The 24,190-nt window shown below is 73.8% G+C and carries 27 protein-coding genes; 14 read left to right on the forward strand and 13 right to left on the reverse strand.

Translation table 11 applies throughout. The features are described 5' to 3' along the window. Positions 1 to 63: 63 nt before the first annotated feature. The 3 genes from RM844_RS01745 to RM844_RS01755 all read left to right on the forward strand — a co-directional run bounded on the left by RM844_RS01745 (position 64) and on the right by RM844_RS01755 (position 2,419). A complete protein-coding gene (locus RM844_RS01745; protein ID WP_311663828.1) occupies positions 64 to 717 on the forward strand; it encodes an ABC transporter permease in 654 nt (217 codons plus the stop codon). A 125-nt stretch (positions 718 to 842) separates the two neighbouring features. Then, positions 843 to 1,004 (forward strand): hypothetical protein, encoded by a 162-nt coding sequence (locus tag RM844_RS01750; protein WP_311663830.1) that lies wholly within the window; start codon positions 843 to 845, stop codon positions 1,002 to 1,004. Beyond that, a complete protein-coding gene (locus tag RM844_RS01755) occupies positions 1,001 to 2,419 on the forward strand; it encodes a glycosyltransferase (RefSeq protein ID WP_311663832.1) in 1,419 nt (472 codons plus the stop codon). Before RM844_RS01750 ends, RM844_RS01755 begins: the two co-directional genes overlap by 4 nt. Positions 2,420 to 2,468: 49 nt before the next feature. On the opposite strand, the gene ybaK is transcribed toward RM844_RS01755, so the two are convergent. Both ybaK and RM844_RS01765 read right to left on the reverse strand, forming a co-directional pair. After that, the gene (gene ybaK, locus RM844_RS01760; RefSeq protein ID WP_311663834.1) at positions 2,469 to 2,954 is read right to left on the reverse strand and encodes a Cys-tRNA(Pro) deacylase; all 486 of its coding nucleotides are present in this window, start codon (positions 2,952 to 2,954) and stop codon (positions 2,469 to 2,471) included. Positions 2,955 to 3,027: 73 nt separating this feature from the next. Further along, on the reverse strand, positions 3,028 to 3,807 hold the full coding sequence (locus tag RM844_RS01765) for an LON peptidase substrate-binding domain-containing protein (RefSeq protein WP_311663836.1): 780 nt from the start codon (positions 3,805 to 3,807) through the stop codon (positions 3,028 to 3,030). 92 nt (positions 3,808 to 3,899) lie between these two features. Between RM844_RS01765 and hisD the strand changes: the two genes are divergently transcribed. The 8 genes from hisD to hisF are packed head-to-tail and all read left to right on the forward strand — an operon-like array spanning position 3,900 to position 9,643. Continuing rightward, complete coding sequence (gene hisD, locus RM844_RS01770) at positions 3,900 to 5,234, forward strand: histidinol dehydrogenase (protein ID WP_311663838.1); 1,335 nt, start codon at positions 3,900 to 3,902, stop codon at positions 5,232 to 5,234. Beyond that, complete coding sequence (locus tag RM844_RS01775) at positions 5,231 to 6,346, forward strand: histidinol-phosphate transaminase (RefSeq protein WP_311663840.1); 1,116 nt, start codon at positions 5,231 to 5,233, stop codon at positions 6,344 to 6,346. The genes hisD and RM844_RS01775 overlap by 4 nt, the downstream gene beginning before the upstream one ends. Then, the gene (hisB, locus tag RM844_RS01780) at positions 6,343 to 6,933 is read left to right on the forward strand and encodes an imidazoleglycerol-phosphate dehydratase HisB (RefSeq protein WP_311663842.1); all 591 of its coding nucleotides are present in this window, start codon (positions 6,343 to 6,345) and stop codon (positions 6,931 to 6,933) included. Before RM844_RS01775 ends, hisB begins: the two co-directional genes overlap by 4 nt. Beyond that, complete coding sequence (locus tag RM844_RS01785; RefSeq protein WP_311663844.1) at positions 6,930 to 7,091, forward strand: hypothetical protein; 162 nt, start codon at positions 6,930 to 6,932, stop codon at positions 7,089 to 7,091. Before hisB ends, RM844_RS01785 begins: the two co-directional genes overlap by 4 nt. Continuing rightward, positions 7,085 to 7,741, forward strand: coding sequence for an imidazole glycerol phosphate synthase subunit HisH (hisH, locus tag RM844_RS01790; RefSeq protein WP_394814391.1), 657 nt, complete (start codon positions 7,085 to 7,087; stop codon positions 7,739 to 7,741). The genes RM844_RS01785 and hisH overlap by 7 nt, the downstream gene beginning before the upstream one ends. Continuing rightward, positions 7,738 to 8,484 carry a bifunctional 1-(5-phosphoribosyl)-5-((5-phosphoribosylamino)methylideneamino)imidazole-4-carboxamide isomerase/phosphoribosylanthranilate isomerase PriA gene (gene priA, locus RM844_RS01795; RefSeq protein WP_311663848.1) on the forward strand — a complete coding sequence of 249 codons (747 nt, stop codon included), beginning with the start codon at positions 7,738 to 7,740 and terminating at the stop codon, positions 8,482 to 8,484. The genes hisH and priA overlap by 4 nt, the downstream gene beginning before the upstream one ends. Next, positions 8,481 to 8,876 carry a Rid family hydrolase gene (locus tag RM844_RS01800; RefSeq protein WP_311663850.1) on the forward strand — a complete coding sequence of 132 codons (396 nt, stop codon included), beginning with the start codon at positions 8,481 to 8,483 and terminating at the stop codon, positions 8,874 to 8,876. The genes priA and RM844_RS01800 overlap by 4 nt, the downstream gene beginning before the upstream one ends. Beyond that, the gene (gene hisF, locus RM844_RS01805) at positions 8,873 to 9,643 is read left to right on the forward strand and encodes an imidazole glycerol phosphate synthase subunit HisF (RefSeq protein ID WP_311663852.1); all 771 of its coding nucleotides are present in this window, start codon (positions 8,873 to 8,875) and stop codon (positions 9,641 to 9,643) included. The genes RM844_RS01800 and hisF overlap by 4 nt, the downstream gene beginning before the upstream one ends. A 39-nt stretch (positions 9,644 to 9,682) precedes the next feature. On the opposite strand, the gene RM844_RS01810 is transcribed toward hisF, so the two are convergent. Then, positions 9,683 to 10,651, reverse strand: a complete 969-nt coding sequence (locus RM844_RS01810; protein ID WP_311663854.1) for an AraC family transcriptional regulator — start codon at positions 10,649 to 10,651, stop codon at positions 9,683 to 9,685. A 117-nt stretch (positions 10,652 to 10,768) separates the two neighbouring features. Here RM844_RS01810 and RM844_RS01815 point away from each other — a divergent pair, with 117 nt between their 5' ends. Continuing rightward, positions 10,769 to 11,605 (forward strand): NAD(P)H-binding protein, encoded by an 837-nt coding sequence (locus tag RM844_RS01815; protein WP_311663856.1) that lies wholly within the window; start codon positions 10,769 to 10,771, stop codon positions 11,603 to 11,605. Positions 11,606 to 11,691: 86 nt separating this feature from the next. Here the strand turns inward: RM844_RS01815 and RM844_RS01820 are convergent, their stop codons facing one another. Genes RM844_RS01820 through RM844_RS01830 form a run of 3 tightly spaced genes read right to left on the reverse strand, consistent with a single transcriptional unit; the run spans position 11,692 to position 15,124 of the window. Further along, complete coding sequence (locus tag RM844_RS01820; protein ID WP_311663858.1) at positions 11,692 to 12,435, reverse strand: succinate dehydrogenase/fumarate reductase iron-sulfur subunit; 744 nt, start codon at positions 12,433 to 12,435, stop codon at positions 11,692 to 11,694. After that, on the reverse strand, positions 12,432 to 14,417 hold the full coding sequence (locus RM844_RS01825) for a fumarate reductase/succinate dehydrogenase flavoprotein subunit (protein WP_311663859.1): 1,986 nt from the start codon (positions 14,415 to 14,417) through the stop codon (positions 12,432 to 12,434). Before RM844_RS01825 ends, RM844_RS01820 begins: the two co-directional genes overlap by 4 nt. Before the next feature lie 2 nt (positions 14,418 to 14,419). Continuing rightward, on the reverse strand, positions 14,420 to 15,124 hold the full coding sequence (locus RM844_RS01830) for a succinate dehydrogenase cytochrome b subunit (RefSeq protein WP_311663861.1): 705 nt from the start codon (positions 15,122 to 15,124) through the stop codon (positions 14,420 to 14,422). Between the two features lie 109 nt (positions 15,125 to 15,233). Here RM844_RS01830 and RM844_RS01835 point away from each other — a divergent pair, with 109 nt between their 5' ends. Next, positions 15,234 to 16,151 carry a LysR family transcriptional regulator gene (locus RM844_RS01835; protein ID WP_311663863.1) on the forward strand — a complete coding sequence of 306 codons (918 nt, stop codon included), beginning with the start codon at positions 15,234 to 15,236 and terminating at the stop codon, positions 16,149 to 16,151. Between the two features lie 57 nt (positions 16,152 to 16,208). On the opposite strand, the gene RM844_RS01840 is transcribed toward RM844_RS01835, so the two are convergent. The 7 genes from RM844_RS01840 to RM844_RS01870 all read right to left on the reverse strand — a co-directional run bounded on the left by RM844_RS01840 (position 16,209) and on the right by RM844_RS01870 (position 23,717). Further along, on the reverse strand, positions 16,209 to 16,820 hold the full coding sequence (locus tag RM844_RS01840) for a hypothetical protein (RefSeq protein ID WP_311663865.1): 612 nt from the start codon (positions 16,818 to 16,820) through the stop codon (positions 16,209 to 16,211). 15 nt (positions 16,821 to 16,835) lie between these two features. Next, complete coding sequence (locus RM844_RS01845) at positions 16,836 to 17,741, reverse strand: carbohydrate ABC transporter permease (RefSeq protein ID WP_311663867.1); 906 nt, start codon at positions 17,739 to 17,741, stop codon at positions 16,836 to 16,838. Then, positions 17,738 to 18,700, reverse strand: coding sequence for a carbohydrate ABC transporter permease (locus RM844_RS01850; protein WP_311663869.1), 963 nt, complete (start codon positions 18,698 to 18,700; stop codon positions 17,738 to 17,740). Before RM844_RS01850 ends, RM844_RS01845 begins: the two co-directional genes overlap by 4 nt. A gap of 315 nt (positions 18,701 to 19,015) precedes the next feature. Beyond that, positions 19,016 to 20,320 (reverse strand): ABC transporter substrate-binding protein, encoded by a 1,305-nt coding sequence (locus tag RM844_RS01855; protein WP_311663871.1) that lies wholly within the window; start codon positions 20,318 to 20,320, stop codon positions 19,016 to 19,018. 529 nt (positions 20,321 to 20,849) lie between these two features. Continuing rightward, a complete protein-coding gene (locus RM844_RS01860; RefSeq protein WP_311664326.1) occupies positions 20,850 to 21,284 on the reverse strand; it encodes a hypothetical protein in 435 nt (144 codons plus the stop codon). A 58-nt stretch (positions 21,285 to 21,342) separates the two neighbouring features. Then, the gene (locus RM844_RS01865) at positions 21,343 to 22,905 is read right to left on the reverse strand and encodes a substrate-binding domain-containing protein (RefSeq protein ID WP_311663873.1); all 1,563 of its coding nucleotides are present in this window, start codon (positions 22,903 to 22,905) and stop codon (positions 21,343 to 21,345) included. Between the two features lie 176 nt (positions 22,906 to 23,081). Further along, positions 23,082 to 23,717, reverse strand: a complete 636-nt coding sequence (locus RM844_RS01870; RefSeq protein WP_311663875.1) for a TIGR03085 family metal-binding protein — start codon at positions 23,715 to 23,717, stop codon at positions 23,082 to 23,084. An 89-nt stretch (positions 23,718 to 23,806) separates the two neighbouring features. Between RM844_RS01870 and hisI the strand changes: the two genes are divergently transcribed. Beyond that, a complete protein-coding gene (hisI, locus tag RM844_RS01875) occupies positions 23,807 to 24,184 on the forward strand; it encodes a phosphoribosyl-AMP cyclohydrolase (RefSeq protein ID WP_311663877.1) in 378 nt (125 codons plus the stop codon). The last annotated feature ends 6 nt before the right edge of the window (positions 24,185 to 24,190 follow it).

The following is a 24,190-nucleotide window of genomic DNA, read 5'->3' on the forward strand; positions in this document are numbered from 1 at the left end:
GCTCATCAGCCAAACGGCCGTCCCCAGGGCCGAACAGGTGGCCGTACCTGGCAGGATGACGGGGTGGACTCTCCCCAGCCAGCCCCTGACGACCGTCCCACCGTCCCCCAGCCGGGCCACGACCCGTGGGCCGTGCCCGTGGCCACCCCCAGGGCGGGCGGCCCCGACTGGGGCCGGGAGATACGGACGGGCCTGCTGGTCGCGGTGCCGGTGGCACTGCTCACCGGGGTGGCGCTCGGCCTGCTCTGGCTCTGGCGGGCCCCCCGCATCCCGCTGGAGCTGCGCGGCCAGGACGTGCTGCTGGTCAACTCCGAGGGCCAGCAGGCGATCGCCGCCGACGGCGTCTTCCTGCTGCTGGGCCTCGGCGTCGGGGCGGTGGCCGGGGTGCTGACCTTCCTGCTGCGCCGGGACGGCGGCGTCGGCGCGGTGCTCGGCCTGGCGCTCGGCGCCGTCCTGGGCGCCTGGCTGGCCTGGCAGCTGGGGATGCTGCTGGGCCCGAGCGACGACCTGCTGGCCCGGATCGCGGAGCTGGAGCAGGGCGCGATCTTCGACGCGCCGCTGCGGCTGGGCGCCAAGAGCGTGCTGCTGGGGCTCCCGTTCGGCGCGCTCCTGGCCCACCTGCTCTGCTTCGCCGGCTTCGGCACCCGGCCCGAGCGGCCGCGCCCCGCGGCCCAGCTGCCCCGCTGGGAGACGCCGGCCGGCCCGGCCGCCGGCTGACCCACCCGCCGGTCGCCCGGCTGGACGGCGGTCACTCCGCCGCCCGCGCCGTGGTGCGGCGCCCCCCTCGGACTCCTACCGTCGGCGTTGGTCAGACGAACAAGATCACGACGCGGGAGGTTCACATGCCCTACGGATCGGTCGGGGGATCGGGCGGCGCGCTGGCCGCCACCGGCATGGCGACGGGACAGCTCTGGCTGACGGTGGCCAGCGTGGCGCTGGTGCTGCTGGGGGTGGGGTTGGTGCGGCTGTCGTTCCGCAGGGGGCGCGGCCCGGTGGTCCGGTGACGTCCCGGCCGGCCGGCGAGGTGGCGGGCCGCTGGCCCGGGGTGCCGCCCCCGCCGATCGCGCGCGCCGTCTCCGCACGCTGGCTGGTGCCGCTCGCCGTGCTGCCGCTGACCGGCTTCCTCGCCTGGGTCCTGGCCCACGGCTACGCCCTGCTCCGCTCGCTCGGCCCGGACGGCGCCGGCGGCCCACTGGCGGTGCCCTGGCTGGTCTCCTTCCTGCTGCTGTGGTGGGTTCCGCTGGCCTGGCTCGAACGCCCCCGCCGGGCACCGGCGGACGCCGGCCTCGACGCGCTCACGGTCACCGTGCAGGTCCCCGTCTACAACGAGGACCCGGACGCGCTCCGGGCCTGCCTGTACTCCGTGCTGACCCAGAGCCGCCCGGTCACCCGGCTCCGGGTGGTGGACGACGGCTCCACTCGGCCCGACGGCTCGCCGGAGACCTACCCCGAGGTGCGCGCCGAGCTGCTGGCCCTGGCCCCGGCCCACGGCGTCGAGGTCACCTGGGACCGCACCGCCAACCGCGGCAAGCGGCACGCCCAGATGCACGTGCTGGCCACCGACGACGCGGACGTCTTCGTCACCGTGGACAGCGACTCGGTGCTCGACCGGCACGCCGTCGCCGAGGGCCTCAAGCCGTTCGCCGACCCGGCCGTGCGCTCGGTCGCCGGGCAGGTCGTCGTCCTCAACCACGATGCCAACGCCCTCACCCGGCTGGTCTGCCTGCTCTACCTGCCGTTCACCCGGGGGCTGCGCAGCGCCCAGTCGGTGCTGCGGCGGGTGACCATCAACTCCGGGACGCTCGCCTTCTACCGGGCCGGGATCGTTCGGGAGGCCGCCGGGGTGTACGAGAACGAGCGGTTCTGCGGCCGGCCGATGCAGATGAACGACGACTCGATGCTCACCTTCTATGCCCTGCTCGCGGGGGACACCGTGCACCAGCCGTCCGCGCTGGTCTTCACCCTGGTGCCCGAGCGCTGGCCGCACTACCTGCGCCAGCAGCTGCGCTGGATGCGCGGCACCACGGTCCGCCATCTGTGGTGGCTGCGCTACCTGCCGGCGACCGGCGTCGTGTGGTGGACGACGGTCGGCGAGTACCTGCACATCGCGCTCGGCCTGGCCATCCCCGCCGCCCTGGTGCTGCACCCGGAGTACCGGGAGCACCTCGGTACCGTCCTGCTCCTCGGGGTGGTGGTCGGCGTGGTGATGAGCTACCTGATGGCGCTGCGGCTCTTCACCGTCGTCCGCGGCGACCTGCGCCGCCGGGACCTGGCGCTGCTCTACGCCGCGGCCCCGCTGGCCGCCGCCTGGCGGGCCCTGGTGCTGCGCCCGCTGTACCTCTACGCCATGCTCACCTGCCGCCGGATCAACCAGTGGGGCACCAGGAGCACCGTCGAGGTCGGGCTGCCCGGCCGCTGACCCGGCCGGGGGCCGGTCAGCCGGGTCAGTCGGGGCAGCCGGCCGCCGGTCACCTGGCGATCGGCGCCGTCCTGGCGTCGGTCAGCGCGGCCAGGTCGGCCGGGGCCAGCTCGATCTCCAGGCCCCGGCGGCCGGCCGACACCAGGATCGTGGGGTGCTCGGCCGCCGAGGCGTCCAGCACCGTCGGCAGCCGGCGCCGCTGCCCCAGCGGGGAGATCCCGCCCCGCACGTACCCGGTGGCCCGCTCCGCCACCGCCGGGTCGGCCATCGCCGCCCGCTTCCCGCCGACCGCCGCGGCCAGCGCCTTCAGCGACAGCGAGGCGGAGACCGGGACCAGCGCCACCGTCAGCGCCCCGTCCACCTCCGCCACCAGCGTCTTGAAGACCCGCGCCGGCTCCCGGCCCAGCGCCCGGGCCGCCTCGGCGCCGTAGCCGCCGGCCGCCGGGTCGTGCCGGTACGCGTGCGTGCTGAACGCCACCCCGGCCCGGCTCGCCGCCACCGTCGCCGGAGTGCCGCCGCCCCGCCCACCACCCATGCCCGTCCGCTCCCGTCCGTCTCGCCCGTCCCGTCTCGCCCGGCCCGGCCCCGGCGGCCGGGCCCCGCCGGCCTCAGTTCAGGCTGGTCGGCCGGATCGTGTACTCGGCGCCCGGCACCGAGGGCAGCTTGCTGATCAACGCGACCTCCTGGCGCAGCAGCCGCAGCTCGTCGGCCAGCCGGCTCGCCGTGTCCGGCGCCTGGAGCAGCCGCTGCTTGTCCGAGGTGTGCAGCACGGTGGCCGCCGCCACCAGGTAGGAGACCACCGACGGGTCGTCGGGCAGGTCCTGCGCCGGGCCGAGCGTCCGCTCGTTCGCGCCGGCCAGCGCCTTCTGGTAGCGACGGAAGGCCAGCAGCACCCCGGAGGCCAGCGCCCCGGCGCCCTCGCCCGGCCGCTCCTCCAACGGCTCCACCTCGCCGACCAGGTAGGGCCCGCTGGCGTCCACCGAAAGCAGCCGGAACCGGCTGGTGCCGGTGGCCAGCACCTCGTAGCCGGTCGCCGTGCCGTCCCGCTCCCCGGCCTCGGCCGCCTCCCCCGGCACCGGCCGCGGCCGGATGGTGGAGGCGTCGGCGACGCAGCCCACCTGGTGGAAGGAGCGCATCGGGTCCGCGCCGAACCCGGCGGCCGGGTCCGGGTCGGCGGGCGGCCCGTCCGGCAGCCCGAGGCCGCGCGGCGCCACCTCGTGCCCCTCCCGGATGGCGATGACCCCGAACGGGCGCGGCTCGCCCTCCGGCAGGTCGAGCAGGTCCCGCAGCAGCGCGCGGTAGCGGGCCTCGAAGACGTTGAGGGGCAGGACCAGCCCAGGGAACAACACGGTGTTGAGGGGGAACAGGGGCAGGCGGGTGGTCGTCACGACCGGCCAGCCTATCGGCTGGTCCGGCGGGACCGGGACCGCATCGTGAAACGTGCCGCTGGGGTGTCAGCGCGGTCTGCGAGACTGGTCGCGTGCTGAACCGAATCGATCTGCGGGACGCCGCCACCTCGGCGGCGATCGACCGCGAGCTGCTGCCACGCGCCGAACTCGACGTCGAGGCCGCCCTGGAGAAGGTGCGGCCCATCTGCGAGGACGTGCGCCATCGTGGCACCGCGGCGCTGGTCGAGTACGCGCGGCGGTTCGACGGCGTCCGGCAGACCCGCACCCGGGTGCCGGCCGAGGCGCTGGCGCGGGCGCTGGCCGAGCTGGACCCGGCGGTCAGGACCGCGCTTGAGGAGTCCGTCCGGCGCGCCCGGCTGGTCCACCGCGAGCAGCGCCGCACCGACCACACGACGAAGGTCGTCCCCGGCGGCACGGTCACCGAGCGCTGGGTGCCGGTGCAGCGGGTCGGTCTCTACGTCCCCGGCGGCCAGGCGGTCTACCCGTCGTCCGTGGTGATGAACGTCGTCCCGGCCCAGGAGGCCGGCGTCGGCTCGCTCGCCGTCTCCTCCCCGCCGCAGCGCACCCCGGGCCAGGAGTGGAGCGACGGCCTGCCGCACCCGACGATCATGGCGGCCTGCGCGCTGCTCGGCGTCGACGAGGTGCACGCGGCCGGCGGCGCCCAGGCGATCGCCATGTTCGCCCACGGCACCGCCGAGTGCCGCCCGGTCAAGCTGGTCACCGGCCCGGGCAACATCTACGTCGCCGCCGCCAAGCGCCTGCTCAAGGGCATCGTCGGCATCGACGCCGAGGCCGGGCCGACGGAGATCGCGGTGCTCGCCGACGAGCACGCCGACCCGGCCCTGATCGCGGCCGACCTGATCAGCCAGGCCGAGCACGACGAGCTGGCCGCCGCCGTCCTGGTCACCCCCTCGGTCGCGCTGGCCGACGCGGTGGACGCCGAGCTGACCCGGCAGGTCGCCGCCGCCAAGCACCACCAGCGGATCACCGCGGCGCTGACCGGCCGCCAGTCCTACACGGTGCTGGTCGCCGACCTCGACCACGGGCTGACCGTGGTCGACGCCTACGCCGCCGAGCACCTGGAGATCCAGACCGAGCGCGCCGCCGAGGTCGCCGCCCGGGTGACCAACGCCGGCGCCGTCTTCGTCGGCCCGCACGCCCCGGTCTCCCTCGGCGACTACTGCGCCGGCTCCAACCACGTGCTGCCCACCGGCGGCTGCGCCTGCCACTCGTCGGGCCTGTCGGTGCAGTCCTTCCTGCGCGGCGTCCACGTGGTCGAGTACGACCGGGAGGCGCTGGCCGAGGTCGCGCCGCTGGTGGTGACGTTGGCCGAGGCCGAGGACCTGCCGGCGCACGGCGCGGCGGTGCAGGCCAGGTTCGAGTGGAAGGTTCCGCCCCGCAAGTGACCCGCATCGACGACCTGCCCATCAGGGCCGAGCTGCGCGGCAAGTCCCCGTACGGCGCCCCGCAGCTGAACGTGCCCGTCCAGCTCAACACCAACGAGAACCCGCACCCGCTGCCGGACGCCCTGGTCCAGCGGATCGCCGAGCGGGTCTCCGAGGCCGCCCGCACCCTCAACCGCTACCCGGACCGGGACGCGGTGGTCCTGCGCACCCAGCTCGCCGACTACCTCGCCAGGACCACGGGCCACCCGCTGGAGCCCGCCCAGCTGTGGGCGGCCAACGGCTCCAACGAGATCCTCCAGCAGCTGCTGCAGACCTTCGGGGGGCCCGGCCGCACCGCCCTCGGCTTCGACCCGTCCTACTCCATGCACGCGCTGATCGCCCGCGGCACCGGCACCGACTGGCTGTCCGGGCCGCGCACCCCGGAGTTCGACATCGACACCGAGGCCGCGGTGGCGCTGGTCCACGAGCGCCGTCCCGACGTGGTCTTCCTCTGCTCGCCGAACAACCCGACCGGCACCGCCCTGCCGGCCGGGACGATCCTCGCGCTGTACGAGGCGGCGCAGGAGGCCAGGGGCGGCCGGGGCGCGCTGGTGGTGGTGGACGAGGCGTACGCCGAGTTCAGCCACCGCCCGTCGAACCTGCCGCTGATCGAGGGCCGGCCCAACCTGGTCTTCACCCGCACCATGTCCAAGGCGTTCGGCGCGGCCGGGCTCCGGCTCGGCTACCTGGCAGCCGACCCGGCCGTGGTGGACGCCGTCCAGCTGGTCCGGCTGCCCTACCACCTCTCGGCGATCACCCAGGCCACCGCGCACGCCGCGCTGGAGTTCGCCGACGTCCTGCTCGGCTGTGTCGAGGAGCTGAAGGCCGAGCGGGACCGGGTGGTCACCGAGCTGCGGGCGCTGGGCCTCGACGTCACGGAGTCGGACGCCAACTTCGTGCAGTTCGGCCGGTTCGCCGACGCCAGGGACGTCTGGCGCCGGCTGCTCGACCACGGGGTGCTGGTCCGGGACAACGGCGTGCCCGGCCGGCTTCGCGCCACCACCGGCACCCGGGCGGAGAACGACGCGTTCCTCGACGCGGTACGCGCAGTGACGAAGGAGATCGACGTATGAGCCGCGTGGGTCGCGTGGAGCGCACCACCAAGGAGACGTCCGTGACGGTCCAGATCGATCTGGACGGCACGGGCCAGGTCGAGGTGTCCACCGGGGTGGGCTTCTTCGACCACATGCTGGACCAGCTGGGCCGGCACGGCCTGTTCGACCTGTCCGTCAAGACCGACGGCGACCTGCACATCGACAGCCACCACACCATCGAGGACACCGCGCTGGCGCTCGGCGCCGCGTTCCGGCAGGCGCTCGGCGACAAGCGCGGCATCGTCCGGTTCGCCAACGCCTCGGTGCCGCTGGACGAGTCCCTCGCCCGGGTGACGGTCGACCTCTCCGGCCGCCCCTACCTGGTGCACCAGGAGCCGGCCGGCATGGCGCCCATGATCGGCGCCTACGACACCACGATGACCCGGCACATCCTGGAGTCCTTCGTGGCCCAGGCCCAGGTCGCGCTGCACGTCGAGGTGCCCTACGGCCGGAACGCCCACCACATCGTGGAGTGCCAGTTCAAGGCGCTGGCCAGGGCGCTGCGGTACGCCAGCGAGCTGGACCCGCGGCAGCCCGGCATCCCGTCCACCAAGGGCGCCCTGTGAACCTCACCTCGACCCTGCTGATCGCCGCCGGCCTCTTCCTCGGCACCGGCGTCTACTCGTTCGCCAAGCAGGGCCTGCCCCGGGGCGTGATCGTGCTGCTGGCCCTGGCCAGCGCGCTCTGCCTGGTGGCCGGCGTGCTGCGGCTGGAGGTGTGGTAGCCGTGGGCCGGCGGGAGAAGTCCGTGGTCGTCTTCGACTACGGCTTCGGCAACGTCAGGTCCGCCGAGCGCGCGGTCGCCAGGGCCGGCGCCCGGGTCGAGATCACCCGTGACCTGGACGCGGCGCTGGCCGCCGACGGCCTGCTGGTGCCCGGCGTCGGGGCCTTCGCCGCCTGCATGTCGGGGCTGCGCGCGGCCCGCGGCGACTGGGCGGTGGAGCGCCGACTGGCCGGCGGCCGGCCGGTGTTGGGCATCTGTGTCGGGATGCAGATCCTCTTCGCCCGGGGCATCGAGCACGGCGTGGCGGCCGACGGCCTGGCCGAGTGGCCGGGCACGGTCGGCCCGCTCAAGGCCGAGGTCGTCCCGCACATGGGGTGGAACACCGTGGCGCCCGCCGAGGGCTCGCGGCTCTTCGCCGGCCTCGGCCCCGAGGAGCGCTACTACTTCGTCCACTCCTACGCGGCGCACGACCTGCCGCTGCCGCCGTCGGGCAGCGCCGCCATCGAGCCGCCGAAGGTCAGCTGGGCCACCCACGGCCAACCCTTCGTCGCGGCCGTGGAGAACGGCCCGCTGTGGGCCACCCAGTTCCACCCGGAGAAGTCCGGCGACGCCGGCGCCCGCCTCCTCACCAACTGGATTGAGACCCTGTGACCGAGACGCACACCACCCGCCAGCTCGAACTCCTCCCGGCCGTCGACGTCCGGGACGGCCAGGCGGTCCGCCTGGTGCACGGCGAGTCCGGCTCCGAGACGTCCTACGGCGACCCGCTGACCGCCGCCCTGGCCTGGCAGCGGGCCGGCGCCGAGTGGCTCCACCTGGTGGACCTCGACGCCGCCTTCGGCACCGGCGACAACCGGGCCCAGATCGCCCAGGTCACCGCCGCCATGGACATCAGGGTCGAGCTGTCAGGCGGCATCCGGGACGACGCGACGCTGGCCGCCGCGCTGGCCACCGGCTGCACCCGGGTCAACCTGGGCACGGCCGCGCTGGAGACCCCCGAGTGGGTCGCCAAGGCCATCGCCGAGCACGGCGACCGGATCGCCGTCGGCCTCGACGTGCGCGGCACCACGCTGCGCGGACGCGGCTGGACCCGGGACGGCGGCGACCTCTACGAGACGCTGGAGCGGCTCAACGCCGAGGGCTGCGCCCGGTACGTGGTGACCGACATCAACAAGGACGGCACCCTCAAGGGCCCCAACCTCCAGCTGCTGCGCGACGTCTGCGCCGCCACCGACCGGCCGGTGGTCGCCTCCGGCGGCGTCTCCTCGCTGCACGACCTGCGGGCCATCGCCGAGCTGGTGCCGCTCGGCGTGGAGGGCGCCATCGTCGGCAAGGCGCTCTACGCCCAGGCGTTCACCCTGGAGGAGGCGCTGGCGGCGGTGGCCGAGGCATGAGCGAGCAGGTCCGCCGGGAGGGCGGCGACAGCGAGTGGGAGCGCACCCTGGGCGCGGCCACGGCGGTGGCGGCCGGCCCGCTGGTGCTGGTCGGCGGCACGCTGCCGCCGGCCGCCGGCGCGGCCGCGCTGGGTGACACGTACGAGCAGACGCGCAGCGCGCTGGCCGACGCGGTGGCCGCGCTCGGGCCCTTCGGCCTGGCCGCCGAGGACGTGGTGCGCACCCGCCTCTACCTGGCGCACGGCCGCGACGCGGAGGACGCGACCCGGGCGCACCGGGAGCTGTTCGCCGAGGTCCGCCCGGTCTGCACGGTGCTGGTGGTCGGCTTCCCCGACTCCCGGGTGCTGGTCCAGGTCGAGCTGGAGGCGTACCGGGGAGGTGCGGACCGGTGAGCGTGGCCGTGCGGGTGATCCCCTGCCTGGACGTGGACGCCGGCCGGGTGGTCAAGGGCGTCAACTTCCAGAACCTCAGGGACGCCGGGGACCCGGTGGAGATGGCCAAGGTCTACGACGCCGAGGGCGCCGACGAGCTGACCTTCCTGGACATCACCGCCTCCTCGGGGAACCGGGAGACCACCTACGACGTGGTGCGCCGCACCGCCGAGCAGGTCTTCATCCCGCTGACCGTCGGCGGCGGGGTGCGCGCCCCGGAGGACGTGGACCGGCTGCTGCGGGCCGGCGCCGACAAGGTCGGGGTCAACACGGCGGCGGTGGCCAGGCCCGAGCTGCTCCGGGAGATCGCCGAGCGGTTCGGGCGCCAGGTGCTGGTCCTGTCGGTGGACGCCCGGCGCTGCCCCCCGGGCACGGAGACCGGCTCCGGCTTCGAGGTCACCACCCACGGCGGCCGGCGCGGCACCGGCATCGACGCGGTGGCCTGGGCCGAGCGCGCCGCCGAGCTGGGCGCGGGGGAGATCCTGCTCAACTCGATGGACGCGGACGGCACCAGGGACGGCTACGACACCGAGCTGATAGCCGCGGTGCGGCAGCGGGTCGCCGTCCCGGTGATCGCCTCCGGCGGCGCCGGCCGGCTGGCCGACTTCCCGCCGGCCATCGAGGCGGGCGCGGACGCGGTGCTGGCCGCCTCCGTCTTCCACTTCGGGGACCTGCGCATCGGCCAGGTCAAGGACACCCTCCGGGCGGCCGGCCACCCGGTGCGCTGACCGCCGGGCGGCGCGGCGGCCTTCGGCGGGGTGGGGCGCTCAGGCGGGGGCGGGCGCGGCCGGCCGGCAGTCGGCCCGGGCCGCGCAGTCCCGGTAGGCGGTCGGGCTCATCCCCCGCGCCCGCTTGAACGCCGTGCTGAAGCCGAACGCGTCCGCGTAGCCGACCTGGCGGGCCACCGCCGCCACGGTCGCGGTGGACTCGGTCAGCAGGTCGGCGGCCAGCGCCATCCGCCAGTGCGTCAGGTAGGCCAGCGGCGGCTCGCCGACCAGTCGGCTGAACCGGCTGGCCAGCGTGGTCCTGGACACCCCGGCCTCGCGGGCCAGCGCGGCCAGCGTCCACGGCCGTTGCGGCGCGGCGTGCAGGGCGCGCAGCGCCGGGCCGACGGCGGCGTCGCCCAGCGCGCGGAACCAGCCGGGGGAGCCGGCCTCCGGCCGGTCGAACCAGTCGCGCAGCGTGCAGACCAGCAGCCAGTCCAGCAGCCGGTCCACCACCACCTGCTGGCCGGGCGCCGCACCGCCGGCGAACTGCCCGTCCAGGAAGTCCAGCAGTGAGGAACAGTCCTCCTCGCCCGGCACCACCAGCACCGGCGGCAGCAGGTCGAGCAGCCGTCGGGACACCTCGCCCCGCACCCGGTAGGCGCCCAGCAGCAGCACGGTGCGGGCGGCCGGCGCCGGCTCGCCAGGACCACCGGCCGGCGGCCGGTCGGTGAGCCTGACCTGCGGGGTGGCCAGGGCCGAGCCCCGCACGATCACCGTGTCGTTGACCCGCACCCGGCGGGCCGCCGCCCCGCCCCCGGCGGCCGGGGCCAGCCAGCCCTCGCCGCGCAGCGGCGCGCAGAGCGTCAGCGCCGCGTCGTCCGCGGGGCCGGCCTCGGGCAGCCGCAGTGTCCACGGCGGGGTCAACTCCGTCCGCCGGACCCGGACCTCGTCGGTCCTGACCCCCCGCAGCAGCTCGTCGATCGGGTCCGTGCTCGGGTCCGTGCCGCCCCTCGGCTCCGTCAGTTCCATGCCTCCAGCCTAGGCTCTGTCCCGGGCCGCCGCGCCGGGTCGGGGCCGGACGGCCGGACATGGCCGGCGGACCGTTGACCATGCCCAACGTCCCCGTCGCGCCGTTGACTTGGTGGCATGACAACGAACAACGACAGCGGCGACATCGTGGTCCTGGGCGGTACGGGCAAGACCGGCCGGCGGCTGGTGCCCGCCCTGCGGGCGGCCGGCCACCGGGTGCGGCCGGTCTCCCGGTCGACCGGGACCCGGTTCGACTGGGCCGACGAGGACACCTGGCCGGCGGTGCTGGACGGGGCGACGGCCCTCTACCTGGTGCCGGGGCCGCCGGAGCTGGCGGAGCCCTTCGTCCGGCAGGCCACCGAGGCCGGGGTGCGGCGCCTGGTCGCCCTCTCCGGGCGTGGCATGGACGCCTACGACCCGGACCTCTTCCCCGCGGTGGCCGCGGCGGAGCGCGCGGTGCGCGGCTCAGGCGTGGAGTGGAGCATCATCCGCGCCAACAACTTCAACCAGAACTTCGACGAGGACTACTGGCACGCCCCGCTGCGCGCCGGCCGGCTGGCCCTGCCGACCGGCGGGGTGCCGGAGCCGTTCGTCGACGTCCGGGACATCGCCGACGTCGCCGCCGTGCTGCTGACCACCGAAGGCCACCACGGCCGGGAGTACGACCTGTCCGGGCCGCGGGCCCTCACCTTCGAGGAGGCGGTGGCGACCATCGCGGCGGCGGCCGGCCGGGAGATCCGCTTCGTGGAGCTGACCCCGGCGGAGTACCGGTCGGAGCTGCTGGCGGAGGGGCTGCCCGAGGACGCGGTCACCGAACTCGGGCTGGTCTTCGAGGTGATGCGCGCCGGTCACCTCGCCGAGGTGGCGGACGGCGTGCGCCGGGTGCTGGGCCGCGACCCGCTCCCCTTCACCGACTACGCCACCCGGGCCGCCGCCACCGGCGCCTGGTCCTGACCGGGCGCGCCCGCACCCGTGAGCCCCGCCCCGCCGACCCCGCCGCCCTCGTCCGGGGCTGGCGGGGCCGGCGGGGCCGGGTGGGGTCAGAGGGACTTGCGGAGGGCGCGGAGGTACTCGCGGTTCATGGTGGAGATGGAGGCGAGCGGGATGCCCTTGGGGCAGACCGTGGTGCACATGCCGGTGTTGGTGCAGCCGCCGAAGCCCTCGGCGTCCATGGTCTCCACCATGTCCAGCACCCGGGTCTCCCGTTCCGGGGCGCCCTGCGGCAGGGTGTTGAGGTGCACGACCTTGGCCGAGGTGAAGAGCATCGCCGAGCCGTTGGGGCAGGCCGCCACGCAGGCGCCGCAGCCGATGCACTCGGCGTGCTCGAAGGCGGCGTCGGCCGCCGCCTTGGCCACCGGGGTGGCGTGGGCCTCCGGCGCGCTGCCGGTGGGCGCGCTGACGTAGCCGCCGGCGCCGATCACCCGGTCGAACGCGGTGCGGTCCACCACCAGGTCCTTGATCACCGGGAACGCCGCGGCCCGCCAGGGCTCGATGTCCACCACGTCGCCGTCCGCGAAGTGCCGCATGTGCAGCTGGCAGGTGGTGGTCCGGTCCGGGCCGTGGGCCTCGCCGTTGATCACCATGCCGCAGGCGCCGCAGATGCCCTCCCGGCAGTCGTGGTCGAAGGCGACGGGCTCCTCGTCCCGTTCGATCAGCTCCTCGTTGAGGGTGTCCAGCATCTCCAGGAAGGACATCTCCGGGCTGATCCCGTCGACCTCGTAGGTCCGCAGGGCGCCCGGCTCCTCGGGTCCCGACTGGCGCCAGATGCGCAGGGTGAGTTTCACGCGTAGCTCCGCTGGGTGGGGTGGACGTACTCGAAGGCGAGGTGCTCCCGGTGCAGCACGGGGGCGCTGCCGGTGCCGGTGAACTCCCAGGCGGCGGCGTAGCTGAACGCCTCGTCCCGGCGGGCGGCCTCGCCGTCCGGGGTCTGGCTCTCCTCCCGGAAGTGGCCGCCGCAGGACTCCTCCCGGTGCAGCGCGTCCAGGCACATCAGCTCGGCCAGCTCCAGGTAGTCGGCGATCCGGTTGGCCTTCTCCAGGGACTGGTTGAACTCCTGCCCGCTGCCCGGCACCCGCACCCGGCGCCAGAACTCGGCGCGCAGCGCGGGCAGCCGCTCCAGGGCCCGGCGCAGGCCGGCGGCCGAGCGGGACATCCCGCACTCGTTCCACAGCAGTTCGCCCAGCTCCCGGTGGAAGGAGTCGGGGGTGCGGTCGCCGTTGTTGGAGAGCAGCAGGTAGAGCCGGTCGTTGACCTCGGCGACGGTGTCGGTGACCGCCGGGTGGTCGGCCGGCACCTCGTCGTGCGGGTGCCGGGCCAGGAAGTCGGCGAGGGTGGCCGGCAGCACGAAGTACCCGTCGGCCAGGCCCTGCATCAGCGCCGAGGCGCCCAGCCGGTTGGCCCCGTGGTCGGAGAAGTTGGCCTCGCCGACGGCGAACAGGCCGGGCACGGTGGTGGCCAGGTCGTAGTCCACCCACAGGCCGCCCATCGTGTAGTGGATGGCCGGGTAGATCCGCATCGGCACCCGGTAGGGGTCCTCGTCGGTGATCCGCTGGTACATCTCGAAGAGGTTGCCGTAGCGGGCGGCCACCGCCTCCCGGCCCAGCCGGGCGATGGCGTCGGCGAAGTCCAGGTAGACGCCCTGCCCGCCGGGGCCCACCCCGCGGCCCTCGTCGCAGACGTTCTTCGCGGCGCGGGAGGCGATGTCCCGGGGCACCAGGTTGCCGAACGAGGGGTACTGCCGCTCCAGGTAGTAGTCGCGCTCGGCCTCCGGGATGTCGGCGGGGGCGCGGGTGTCGCCGCGCTCCTTGGGCACCCAGATCCGGCCGTCGTTCCGCAGCGACTCGCTCATCAGCGTCAGCTTGGACTGGTGGTCGCCGGAGCGTGGGATGCAGGTGGGGTGGATCTGGGTGAAGCACGGGTTGGCGAAGTAGGCGCCGCGCCGGTGGGCCCGCCAGATGGCGGTGGCGTTGGAGTTCTTGGCGTTGGTGGAGAGGTAGAAGACGTTGCCGTAGCCGCCGGTGGCCAGCACCACGGCGTCCGCGAGGTAGGTGTCGATCCGGCCGGTGACCAGGTCCCTGGCGACGATGCCGCGGGCCCGGCCGTCCACCACCACCAGGTCCAGCATCTCGGTGCGGGCGTGCATCTCGACGTTGCCGGCGGCGATCTGCCTCGACAGCGCCTGGTAGGCGCCGAGCAGCAGCTGCTGCCCGGTCTGGCCCCTGGCGTAGAAGGTCCGGGAGACCTGCACGCCGCCGAAGGAACGGGTGTCCAGCAGCCCGCCGTACTCGCGGGCGAACGGCACGCCCTGGGCGACGCACTGGTCGATGATCTCCACCGAGACCTCGGCCAGCCGGTGCACGTTGGACTCCCGGGCCCGGAAGTCGCCGCCCTTGACGGTGTCGTAGAAGAGCCGGCGCACCGAGTCGCCGTCGTTGCGGTAGTTCTTGGCCGCGTTGATGCCGCCCTGGGCGGCGATGGAGTGCGCCCGGCGGGGCGAGTCCTGGTAGCAGAACTGGAGGACGCGGTAGCCCTGTTCGGCGAGGGTGGCGCCGGCGGCGCCACCGGCCAGGCCGGTGCCGACCACGATCACCGTGTGCTTGCGGCGGTTGGCCGGGTTGACCAGCTTGGCCTCGAAGCGCCGGCGGGACCAGCGTTCCTCGATCGGGCCGTCCGGGGCCCTGGTGTCGGTCACCGGGTCGCCGACCCGGTAGTCGGCGTAGCCGCTGGCCGGCCGCTCGGCGGGCTGGGGGGCAGGGTTCTCGCTCACCGTCACTCCACAATTCCGGTCATCACGCCGACGGGCACGGCCAGGAAGCCGAGGGTCAGGGCCACCGCGAGGACGTTGGCGGTCAGCCGCAGCGCGCGGTCCCTGGTGGCCGAGCCGGCCCCCAGGGTCTGGGCGGCGCTGAAGAAGCCGTGCCGCACGTGCGCCCCGACGGCGAGCATCGCCACCACGTAGATGGTGTTGCCGTACCAGGTGCTGAACGTGGCGACCACGTTCTCGTAGGGGCGGCCCGCCTCGCCGTTGGGGTTCACATGGCCGGTGGTCAGGTCCAGCAGGTGCCAGACGATGAACAGCGCCAGGATCACCCCGCCCCAGCGCATGGTGCGGGTCGCGTAGCTGGTGCGGGCCAGCTTGTGCCGGTAACCGACCGGGCGGGCCGCCAGGTCGCGGCGGCTCAGCTGGTAGGCGGCCACCCCGTGGCCGACCACGGCGGCCAGCAGCGCCACCCGGGCGATCCACAGGAACCACTCGTGGTGCAGCACCGGCTCACCCAGGGTGCGCAGCCAGTGGGCATAGCCGTTCATCTCGTCGGGGCCGAAGAACACCTTGAGGTTCCCCAGCATGTGAAAGACCAGGTACAGCAGCATGATCGCGCCGCTGACGGCCATCACCGTCTTCTTGCCGATGGTGGAACGCCACAACCGCACCACGGTCGGGGGTCGGCGTTCCGTGCGCGTCGCCAGTGCCATGACACACGACGGTAGGCAGCCGCCGGGCATCGGTCCAAGACATAGTTCCAGTGCTTTCGATAGGCTCTGGCTATCGAAAGGCTTCACGGCCGACCGGAGGTGGTGCGCGGTGCAGCTCCAACAGCTGCGGTACTTCGTCGCGGTGGCCGAGACCCGGCACTTCACCCGCGCCGCCCGCCGTGAGCACGTCGCCCAGCCGTCGCTCTCCCAGCAGATCAGGGCGCTCGAACGGGACCTGGGCGCCGGCCTCTTCCACCGGGCGCGCGGCCACATCTCGCTGACCGACGCCGGCACCGCGCTGCTCCCGCTGGCCCGCCGCATCCTGGCCGACGTCGAGACCGCCCGCCGGGAGGTGCAGGAGGTCGCCCAGCTGCGCCGCGGCCGGGTCCGGCTGGGCGCGCCCCCGAGCCTGTGCGCCAGCCTGGTGCCGGACGTGCTGCGCGACTTCCGCGACAGCTACCCGGGCGTCGAGCTGCTGGTCCAGGAGGACGGCTCGCAGGACCTGGTGCTCGCGCTGGCCGCCGGCGCCCTGGACCTGGCGCTGGTGATCACCCCGCTCACCGGCCAGGCGCCGGCGCTGGCCACCGAGGAGCTGCTCCACGAGGAGCTGGTGGTGATCTCGCCGCCGGGCGAGCCGGACCAGCTGCCGCCCGGCCCGATCCGGGTCGCCGAGCTGCGCGACCGGCCGCTGGTCATGTTCCGGCACGGCTACGACCTGCGGGAGCTGACCGTGGCCGCCTGCCAGGCCGCCGGCTTCGAGCCCACCTTCGGGGTGGCCGGCGGCGAGATGGACGCGGTGCTGAGCTTCGTCAGGGCCGGCCTCGGGATGGCCGTGGTGCCCCGGATGGTCGCCCAGCGGTCCGGGCTGCGCACCACCCGCTTCGCCCCGCCCGGACTGACCCGCACCATCTCCCTCGCCCACCGGGGCGACGTCTCCCCGACCCGGGCGGCCCGCGAACTGCAGGGCATCATCCACCGGCACGCCGGCCGGCCAGGCGCCGAGACGGCCGTCGGCCCCACCCCCTGACAGCGGGGGTGGGGCCGACGGCCGTACGAAGCGGGGGAACGCCGCGCGGGGCGGACGTCAGGGAGCCGGGTCGGCGTCGGCCGCCCGCGTCGACTCCCGGATGTCCACCGCCACCGTGGCCAGCGCCAGCAGACCACCGGCCAGCAGCACCAGCGGCGGCAGCATCCAGACGAACACCATGCACAGCAGCACGCCCATGGCCAGCAGCACCGAGCCGCCGGTGTCCGTCACCGCCCGCCGGGCCGCGCCGCGCAGCAGCGCGGCCGGCTCGACGCCCGGCCGCCAGTCGGCGGCGACCCGCAGCAGCAGCACCGTCAGCCCCAGCACCAGCAGCCAGGTCAGCACCCGCAGGCCGCCGGCGCCCGGCACCAGGCCGGCCTGGGCCAGCGAGACGTTCCACAGCAGCACCAGCGCGGCCCCGACCGAACCCAGCGCCAGCGGCCACTGCTCCCGCAGCGCGGTGGTGAAGTCCCCGACCAGGTCAGCCATCCGCACGCTGTGCCCGGTCAGCTGCCGCCGCAGGTGGGCGACGCCGGCGGCCAGCGCGGGCAGCAGGGTGACCAGCGGCACGGCCAGCACCGCGACCACCACACCGGTGATCACCACCTCGCCGAAGAGGGCGAACCCCGCCCCGGCGGGCTTCTCCCGCCGGGAGCCCGTCCCGTTCACCGCCGCCATCGCGTATCAGCCCTTCAACCCCTGGGTGGCCACACCCTCGACGATATAGCGCTGGAAGAGGATGAAGAAGATGAGCACCGGCACCAGCGCCAGCACCGCGGCGGCCATCTGGGCGCCGTAGTCGGAGACCGTGGTCTGGTCCGTGTACTGGCGCAGCATGAGCGGCAGCGGGTAGCTGTCGGGGGAGCGCAGGTAGATCAGCGGGGCCAGGAAGTCGTTCCAGCTCCAGATGAAGGCGAAGATCGAGGCCGTCGCCAGCACCGGCCGCATCAGCGGCAGCACGATGGAGAAGAAGATCCTGGGGTGCCCGGCGCCGTCGATCCGCGCCGACTCGTCCAGCTCCTTGGGCAGGTTCCGCATGAACTGCACCATCAGGAAGACGAAGAACGCCTCGGTGGCCAGGAACTTGCCGATCAGCAGCGGCAGGTAGGAGTCCGTCCAGCCGATCTCGTTGAACATGATGAACTGCGGGATGATCACCACGTGGAACGGCAGCAGCAGGGTGCCGATCATCAGGGCGAAGAAGATCTTCCGCCCGGGGAAGTCGATCCGCGCGAAGGCGTAGGCGGAGACCGAGCACGACACGCAGATGCCGATCACCGAGCCGACCGCGAGGATCATCGAGTTCCCGAAGAAGGTCCAGAACGAGGTGCCGCCGATGCCTTCCAGCGCCTTGCGGAAGTTGTCGAGGGTGGTCTCGCTCGGGATCAGCCCGGTCTGGCCGATGATCTGGTTGCTCGGCCGGAACGCGGACAGCAGCATCCACACGCCCGGGTAGAGCACCACCAGGGCCAGGGCCCAGGAGACCAGGTGGAAGCCGATCGTCCGGCCGCGGCGCTTGGCCAGGGCACCAGCGGAGCGGTTGCGCGGGGCGACGGTGGGGAGTTCACCGGTTTTCAGTGAGGTGCTCATTTGGTGTCCCCCGAGTAGTGGACCCAGTACTTGGAGGTCTTGAAGAAGACCAGGGTGATGATGCCGACCACGATCACCAGCAGCCAGGCCATCGCGGCGGCGAAGCCGAGCTGGCCCTGCCCGAAGCCGCGCTGGTACAGGTAGAGGGTGTAGAACAGCGTCGAGTTGGCCGGGCCGCCCTGGCCGCCGGAGATGATGAAGGCGGAGGCGAAGACCTGGAAGGAGTTGATCGTCTCCAGCACCAGGTTGAAGAAGAGGACCGGCGAGAGCATCGGCAGCGTGATCTTGAAGAACCGCCGCACCGCCCCGGCGCCGTCCACCTGGGCCGCCTCGTACAGCTCGTTCGGGATCTGCTTGAGCCCGGCGAGGAAGATCACCATCGGGGCGCCGAACTGCCAGACGGCGAGCAGGATCATCATCGGCAGCGTCAGGTCCGGGTTGCCCACCCAGCCACCGGCCGGCATGCCGAAGAACTGGCCGACCTCGTCGACGACGCCCTGGTCGTTGAACATCGCCTTCCAGACGATGGCGACCGAGACGCTGGCGCCGATCAGCGACGGGGCGTAGAACATCGACCGGTAGGTGCCCTGCCCGCGGCGCCGGGAGTTGAGCAGCATCGCCACGGCGAGCGCGGCGGCCAGCTTGATCGGCGTGCCCACCACCGCGTAGAGGGCGGTGACCTCGACGGAGTCCAGGAATCGCGCGTCGTCCCAGAGCCGCTCGAAGTTGTCGAGCCCGATCCAACTGCCGCCTCTGATCGGGTGGTAGTCGGTGAAGGCCAGATAGAGGGAGGCGATCATGGGCCCGGCGGTCAGGGCGATGAAGCCCAGCAGCCAGGGGGCGAGAAAGGCGTATCCGGCCCGGGTCTCCGCGGCCCGCCGCCAGGAGCGGGCCTGGGTGGGCCGACGCGTGGACTTGGCCTCGGGCGCGGCCCGGGACGTCTGCTGCGTCAGGGACATGGACGACTTCCGTTCGGAGGATTCATCGGCGAGTTCTGGGGGTTGGCGCTGGTGCGACGCTGGTTCCGCGCTGGTGCGTCCCGGGGCCCGGCACCGGCCGGGGCCGGCGCCCGGCCGGCCGATCGCGGGGATCGGTCGGCCGGGACGGGATCTCGCGGGTGCCGCAACGGTCTGGCCGGGCCGGGGGCCGGGGGGACGGCCGGTGCCGGTGCGCGCCCGGCAGCGGGTGAGCCGCGCCGGACCGGGAGCCGGGGCGGTGGAAACGGCCCCGGTGCGGCCGGGTCGGACGCCGTGGCGCCCGACCCGGCCGGTGGGTCACTGGACGATCAGCAGGTTCTGCGCTTCGGAGAAGAGCCGGCTGACGAAGTCGTCGACGCTGATCTGCCCGTGGCCGAACTCGTTGCCCAGCACCTGGACGTACTCGGTCTCCACGGCGCCGAAGCCCTCCGGGTGGAACGGCGCGGACTCGGTCACGTTGCCCTCGTCCCGCAGCCGCTGCTGGTACTCGACCACCCGCTCGTCGGGGCTGCCCGGCTCGACCTCAAGGGACTCGAACCGCTCCTGGGAGGCGGGGATGCCCAGCTCGGTGCCGATGATGTCGCCCGCCTCGGGGGAGTTGACGAGGAAGTCGATCAGCATGGCGGCCTCCTCCGGGTGGGAGCTGTTGGCCCCGACGGAGAGCTGCATGGTCGGCTTGAAGAACAGGTGCTTCTGCCCGTCGGCCCCGGACGGCGGCGGCATCAGCTGCAGGTTGTCGTTGTTGGCGTCCTGCGAGGCCTGGCTGAGCATGTTGTCCCAGTTCAGCTCGACCGGGGTCTCGTTCGACGTGAAGCCGCTCTTGGGCACCAGCTGCTCGGTGCGGGTGGCCGGGAAGAGGATGTTCTCCGGCTCGCGCAGCTCGTCCGCGCTGGAGATGAACTCCCGCAGGTCGTCCTCGGTGAAGTTCATCTCGCCGTTGTCGGCGAACGGCTCGGTGCCCTCCTGGATCAGGTGCAGCAGGAACATCCACCAGACCATGGTGTAGTCGTTGCCGCCGTAGACCTGCGGCGACTGACCGGCGCCGGCCTCGCTGACCTCCCGGATGAACGCCCGGTAGTCCTCCCAGGTGTAGTCCCAGTCGGGGGCCTCGACGCCCAGCTCGGCGAGCAGGTCGGGGTTGTAGTGCAGCGCGAAGGCGTTGGTGCCGGTGGGCACGGCCACCAGCTGGTCCATGGCGCGGCCGGAGTCCAGCAGCTCGGCCTCGAAGCCGGAGGTGTCCAGCGCCCCGCCCTCGAACTCGCCGAGGTCGTAGAGCAGCCCGCCGTTGCCGTACTCCAGCAGCCGGGAGAGGTCCATCTGCATCACGTCGGGCAGCTCGCCCGAGGTGGCGTCGGTGCTGCGCTGGGTCCAGTAGTCGTTGAACTCGGCGAAGCTGGTCTGCACCGTGATGTCCGGGTTCTGCTCCTCGAACAGGTCCACGGCTGCCTGGTAACGGTCGGCCCGTCCCTCGGTTCCCCACCAGGTGAACCGGAGAGTGACCTTGCCGTCGTCGCTCCCGCCGCCGCCTCCACAGGCGGTCAGCGTGAACGCGCCGGCCAGGGCCACGGCGAGCCCTCTGAGCGCGGTCTTCCTGTTGGGCATCGAAGAGCCTCCTTGCTCGGTGAACGGGGAATGGCCCGCCGTGAATCGATTCATTTAAAGGCCGAGTGTCGGCACGGCTGAGCAACAAAGTGGTATGGGGCGCCGAACGCCCCCCGGCGTCCTCCGGGGGAAGCGCTTGCGGTCCCCGGAGTCTGGCAACGCCTGCTTGCTCTCGTCAAGGGTTCTGGGTGAAGGGTTATGTGCGTAAGCGGGTGGTGATGACTTCGTGATGTCGTTCTCTGTTCGGTATGCCGAACCGGGGTGGGGCTCCGTGGCGGCCCGCGCGGGCGCCGCCCGGGGCCAGGGCGGCGCCCGTGCCGCCGGCCAGTGGAAGCGCCAACTCGCCCTGGTTGGTGCCGGGTTGGGCGTGCCCGGGTAGGCCGTGCCGGGGGCGTCCAACGCCCCGGGGCTGGGCGCGGGCGCCCGGCGGGGGAGCGGGGCGGGACGCCGTTGGCGGCTGTGCAGAAGTGCGGGGAAGTGTGGAAACAGGCTCGCTGGGCGTCCGTCGGCGGCGGCCCGACGGCCCGGCTCAGCGCAGCGCGGGGTCGTCGAGGTCCAACGTCAGCTCGTTCCGCCAGTCGTTGCGGAAGACCGCCCGGGTCCCGCGCACCCGCACCCCGGTGAACGGGTTGGACGACCACATGAAGGCGACCCAGCGCAGCGCCCGGTCGGCGTCGAGACGGGCCAGCCAGCCGACGTTGCCCATCCCGCCGCCGCCACCGGCCAGCCAGCCGGAGTCCGCCGGCAGCCGGCTCTCGAAGTACCGGTCCAACTCGGTGCCGCCCGCTTCGGCGACGGTCCGGGCCACGTCGAGCGGCCCACCGAGCCGGAACGTGATCGGCTGGCCGGCGTCCGGGTGCCAGGCCCCGGGGCCCGGCACCCACAGCTCCCGCGCGGTGTCGTCCGGTCGGTACAACCCGTCCGCGTAGGGCGCCTCGCCGGCCGCCCACAGCCGCCCGATCATGCCCACCGGCACCCACCTCCGGTCCGCGCCAGCCCAGGACGCCGCGCGCCGCGTCGGGTCAGCCGGTGGGCTGGGGGTTGGGAGGACGGCAGCGGACCGGGTTCTGGAGCTCGGCGCACGGGCGGTGGCCCTCGGCGCGGATCAGGTCCCTGCCGACCTCGTTGGTCAGGTAGCGCAGGAAGCTGGCGGCCAGCGAGTCGGCCGGCAACTCTCCGTAGCTGTAGGCGTACTCCGTCTCCCAGAACGGGTAGGCGCCGTGGTCGGCGGCCTCCACGCCGGCCTCGTGGCCGGCGATCCGCAGCCGGGGCAGGTCGTCGTGGCCCAGGGCGGCGCCCAACTCGGCGTAGCCGATGGCGCCCGGGGTGGCGGCGACCGCGTCCAGCAGGTCGCCCGTCGAGCCGCGTTCGCAGCGGGTGACCGGGTCGGCCGCGCCCGGGTCGCGGTCGCGGCAGTTGTCCGAGGTGCTGGCCGGCTCCCGGTCGCCGGCGAGCACCTGGCGCTGGAAGACCCGGCGGGTGCCGGAGTCGTCGTGCCGGCCGACCAGCCGGATCGGCGTCGGGGCGCCGCCCAGCTCCGACCAGTCGGTGTGCCGGCCGTCGAAGACGGCCCGGATCTGCTCGGGCGTCAGGTCGGCGACGCCCGCCTCCTCGTTGACCACCAGGGTGAAGAGGGAGAGCGCCACCGGGCGGGGCAGCAGCTGCGGCAGCCCGTCGTCCTTGGGGCCGTCCGAGAAGGCCAGCATCGAGGGGACGCCGTCGGGGTGTTCGCGGCCGGCGCGGTTCAGCGCGGCCAGCCCCTGGGCGCTGCCGTCGGTGCGCACCTCGATCGCGGCGCCCGGGCAGGTGTCCCGGTAGGAGTCGGCCGCGGCGCGCAGCACCGGGTCGAAGGCGGTGGACCCGGTCAGGGTCAGCTCCCCGGACGCGCAGTCCAGGGGCGCGCTCTGGTCCTCGGCGGCCAGCGAGAGGCCGAGCTGCGTGACGATGATGGCCACCAGGAAGCAGACCAGGGCGATCACCGGCGCGGCAACGCCGGTCCTGCTCCTGGTGAGCGGGATGTCGCCGGAGCCGACCCCGCCCTTGATGCCGCCGATCACCCGGGGAGGCGCGAACTCCGTGCCGGGCGCCCGGGTCTCGCCCTCCGCCCGCTCCAGCGCGGCCAGCACCTTGTAGTGCGCGCCCCGGTTCATCGGCACCTTGGGCAACTGGATGACGCCGTCCCTGACATGCAGCCCCGACGGGCCCTCGAAGGACGGCCGCAGGTAGTCGTGGCTCAGCTCGGTGACCACCAGCCCCGCCACCCGCCGCCCCGGGAAGCTGACCCGGATGCCGACCCGGTCGTCGTCCAGGACGGCGTAGTCGCTCTCGTCGATGTGGGTGGCGCCGTTGTTCTCGAACCGCAGCAGCACGAAGGACGGGTCGGTCAGCGGGGTGTCCGGCGCGCGTTGCAGCCGTTGCAGGGCGCCGCCGTACGCGGAGTGCACCTCGTCGCTGGCGATGGTGTCCAGCTGCACCCGGTACCCGAGCCGCTTGCGGCCCACGAAGACGAACTCGTAGAGGGCCGCGATGATCGGGACCACCAGGCCGAGGACCGTGAGGAAGACGTCCCACCGAAAGATGTCCACCAGTCAAACGTATGGCCGAAACTGACGGCCCGTAGGCGGCTGGCGGCAGGCTTCGGCGGCTGTTCACCGGGGCGTCAACCGGGCGTCGGGCGGCGGCGGTCCGGCCGGCGGACGCCGCGCCCCGCGGGGGCCGACCCCCCTGCGGGACCGGGGACCTGACCCGCGTGCCCACCGGCTCAACCCAGGCCGAGCCGGGCCCCCTTCACCTGGGCCACCGCCTGCTCGTCGCCCTCGATCTCCACCCGGGTCTTCTCCTGCCGGCCGAACGCGAAGAGCAGCAACTCGCCCGGCTCGCCCGTCACCGTCACCACCGGGGCGCCCTTGTGCGCCACCACCGTCTGCCCGTTGGGCCGGCGCAGCACCAGACCGACCGGGCTGCGCCGGCCCAGCAGCTTGGCCGAGGACTCCAGCCGGCGCCACAGCACGTCGGCGAAGACCGGGTCGAGCGAGCGCGGCTTCCACTCGAGGCCGGCGCGGCGCACGTCCTCGCCGTGCACGAAGAACTCCACCGTGTTCGCCGCCTCGTCCACCTGCTTCCAGGAGAACGGCGACATCCGGGAGGGGCCCGTCCTGATCATCTGGAGCAGCTCGTCGTAGGGGCGGACGGCGAACTCCTCCCTGATCCGCTCCCCCCGGGCGGCCAGCGGCTTGATCACCATCCCGCCGGCCGCGTCCGCCCGGCGCTCCCGCACCACCAGGTGCGCGGCCAGGTCACGGGTGGTCCAGCCGGCGCACAGGGTGGGGGCCTCCGGCCCGGCGGACTCCAACAGATCAGCGAGCAGCAGGCGTTCACGCTTGGCATGGGTAGACATGCGTCCAGCGTAGAACCTCGCACCTACAACCCCGGGTCACCGGGCGGCCACGGTCCGCCGCCCGGCCGTCGTCGGGGCAGAATGGGGGCATGTCCAGCACCCAGACGCCCCACCTCGACCCGGACATCGCCGCGCGGCTCAAGCGCGACGCCGATGGCCTCTTTCCGGCCATCGCCCAGCAGTACGACACCGGCGAGGTGTTGATGCTGGGCTGGATGGACGACGAGGCCCTGCGGCGCACCCTGGTGACCGGTCGCTGCACCTACTGGAGCCGCAGCCGCCGCGCCTACTGGGCCAAGGGGGACACCTCGGGCCACGTGCAGCTGGTCAAGTCGGTGGCGCTGGACTGCGACGGGGACACCGTGCTGGTCCGGGTCGACCAGGTGGGCGCCGCCTGCCACACCGGGGACCGCACCTGCTTCGACGCCGACCAACTGCCCCTCGGCGAGCGGGCCCAGGACGCCTGACCGTCC

Origin of the sequence: Streptomyces chisholmiae, assembly GCF_031845445.1 — a bacterium.
Classification (GTDB): Bacteria; Actinomycetota; Actinomycetes; order Streptomycetales; family Streptomycetaceae; genus Streptomyces; species Streptomyces chisholmiae.

Coding starts and splice junctions, on each gene's coding strand:
- RM844_RS01800 (WP_311663850.1), top strand. CDS start 8,481: ATGAGCGAGCAGGTCCGCCGGGAGGGCGGCGACAGCGAGTGGGAGCGC.
- ybaK (WP_311663834.1), bottom strand. CDS start 2,954: ATGGGTGGTGGGCGGGGCGGCGGCACTCCGGCGACGGTGGCGGCGAGC.
- RM844_RS01815 (WP_311663856.1), top strand. CDS start 10,769: ATGACAACGAACAACGACAGCGGCGACATCGTGGTCCTGGGCGGTACG.
- hisI (WP_311663877.1), top strand. CDS start 23,807: ATGTCCAGCACCCAGACGCCCCACCTCGACCCGGACATCGCCGCGCGG.
- RM844_RS01750 (WP_311663830.1), top strand. CDS start 843: ATGCCCTACGGATCGGTCGGGGGATCGGGCGGCGCGCTGGCCGCCACC.
- RM844_RS01870 (WP_311663875.1), bottom strand. CDS start 23,717: ATGTCTACCCATGCCAAGCGTGAACGCCTGCTGCTCGCTGATCTGTTG.
- RM844_RS01860 (WP_311664326.1), bottom strand. CDS start 21,284: ATGATCGGGCGGCTGTGGGCGGCCGGCGAGGCGCCCTACGCGGACGGG.
- RM844_RS01845 (WP_311663867.1), bottom strand. CDS start 17,741: ATGAGCACCTCACTGAAAACCGGTGAACTCCCCACCGTCGCCCCGCGC.
- RM844_RS01855 (WP_311663871.1), bottom strand. CDS start 20,320: ATGCCCAACAGGAAGACCGCGCTCAGAGGGCTCGCCGTGGCCCTGGCC.
- hisB (WP_311663842.1), top strand. CDS start 6,343: ATGAGCCGCGTGGGTCGCGTGGAGCGCACCACCAAGGAGACGTCCGTG.
- RM844_RS01850 (WP_311663869.1), bottom strand. CDS start 18,700: ATGTCCCTGACGCAGCAGACGTCCCGGGCCGCGCCCGAGGCCAAGTCC.
- RM844_RS01810 (WP_311663854.1), bottom strand. CDS start 10,651: ATGGAACTGACGGAGCCGAGGGGCGGCACGGACCCGAGCACGGACCCG.
- RM844_RS01830 (WP_311663861.1), bottom strand. CDS start 15,124: ATGGCACTGGCGACGCGCACGGAACGCCGACCCCCGACCGTGGTGCGG.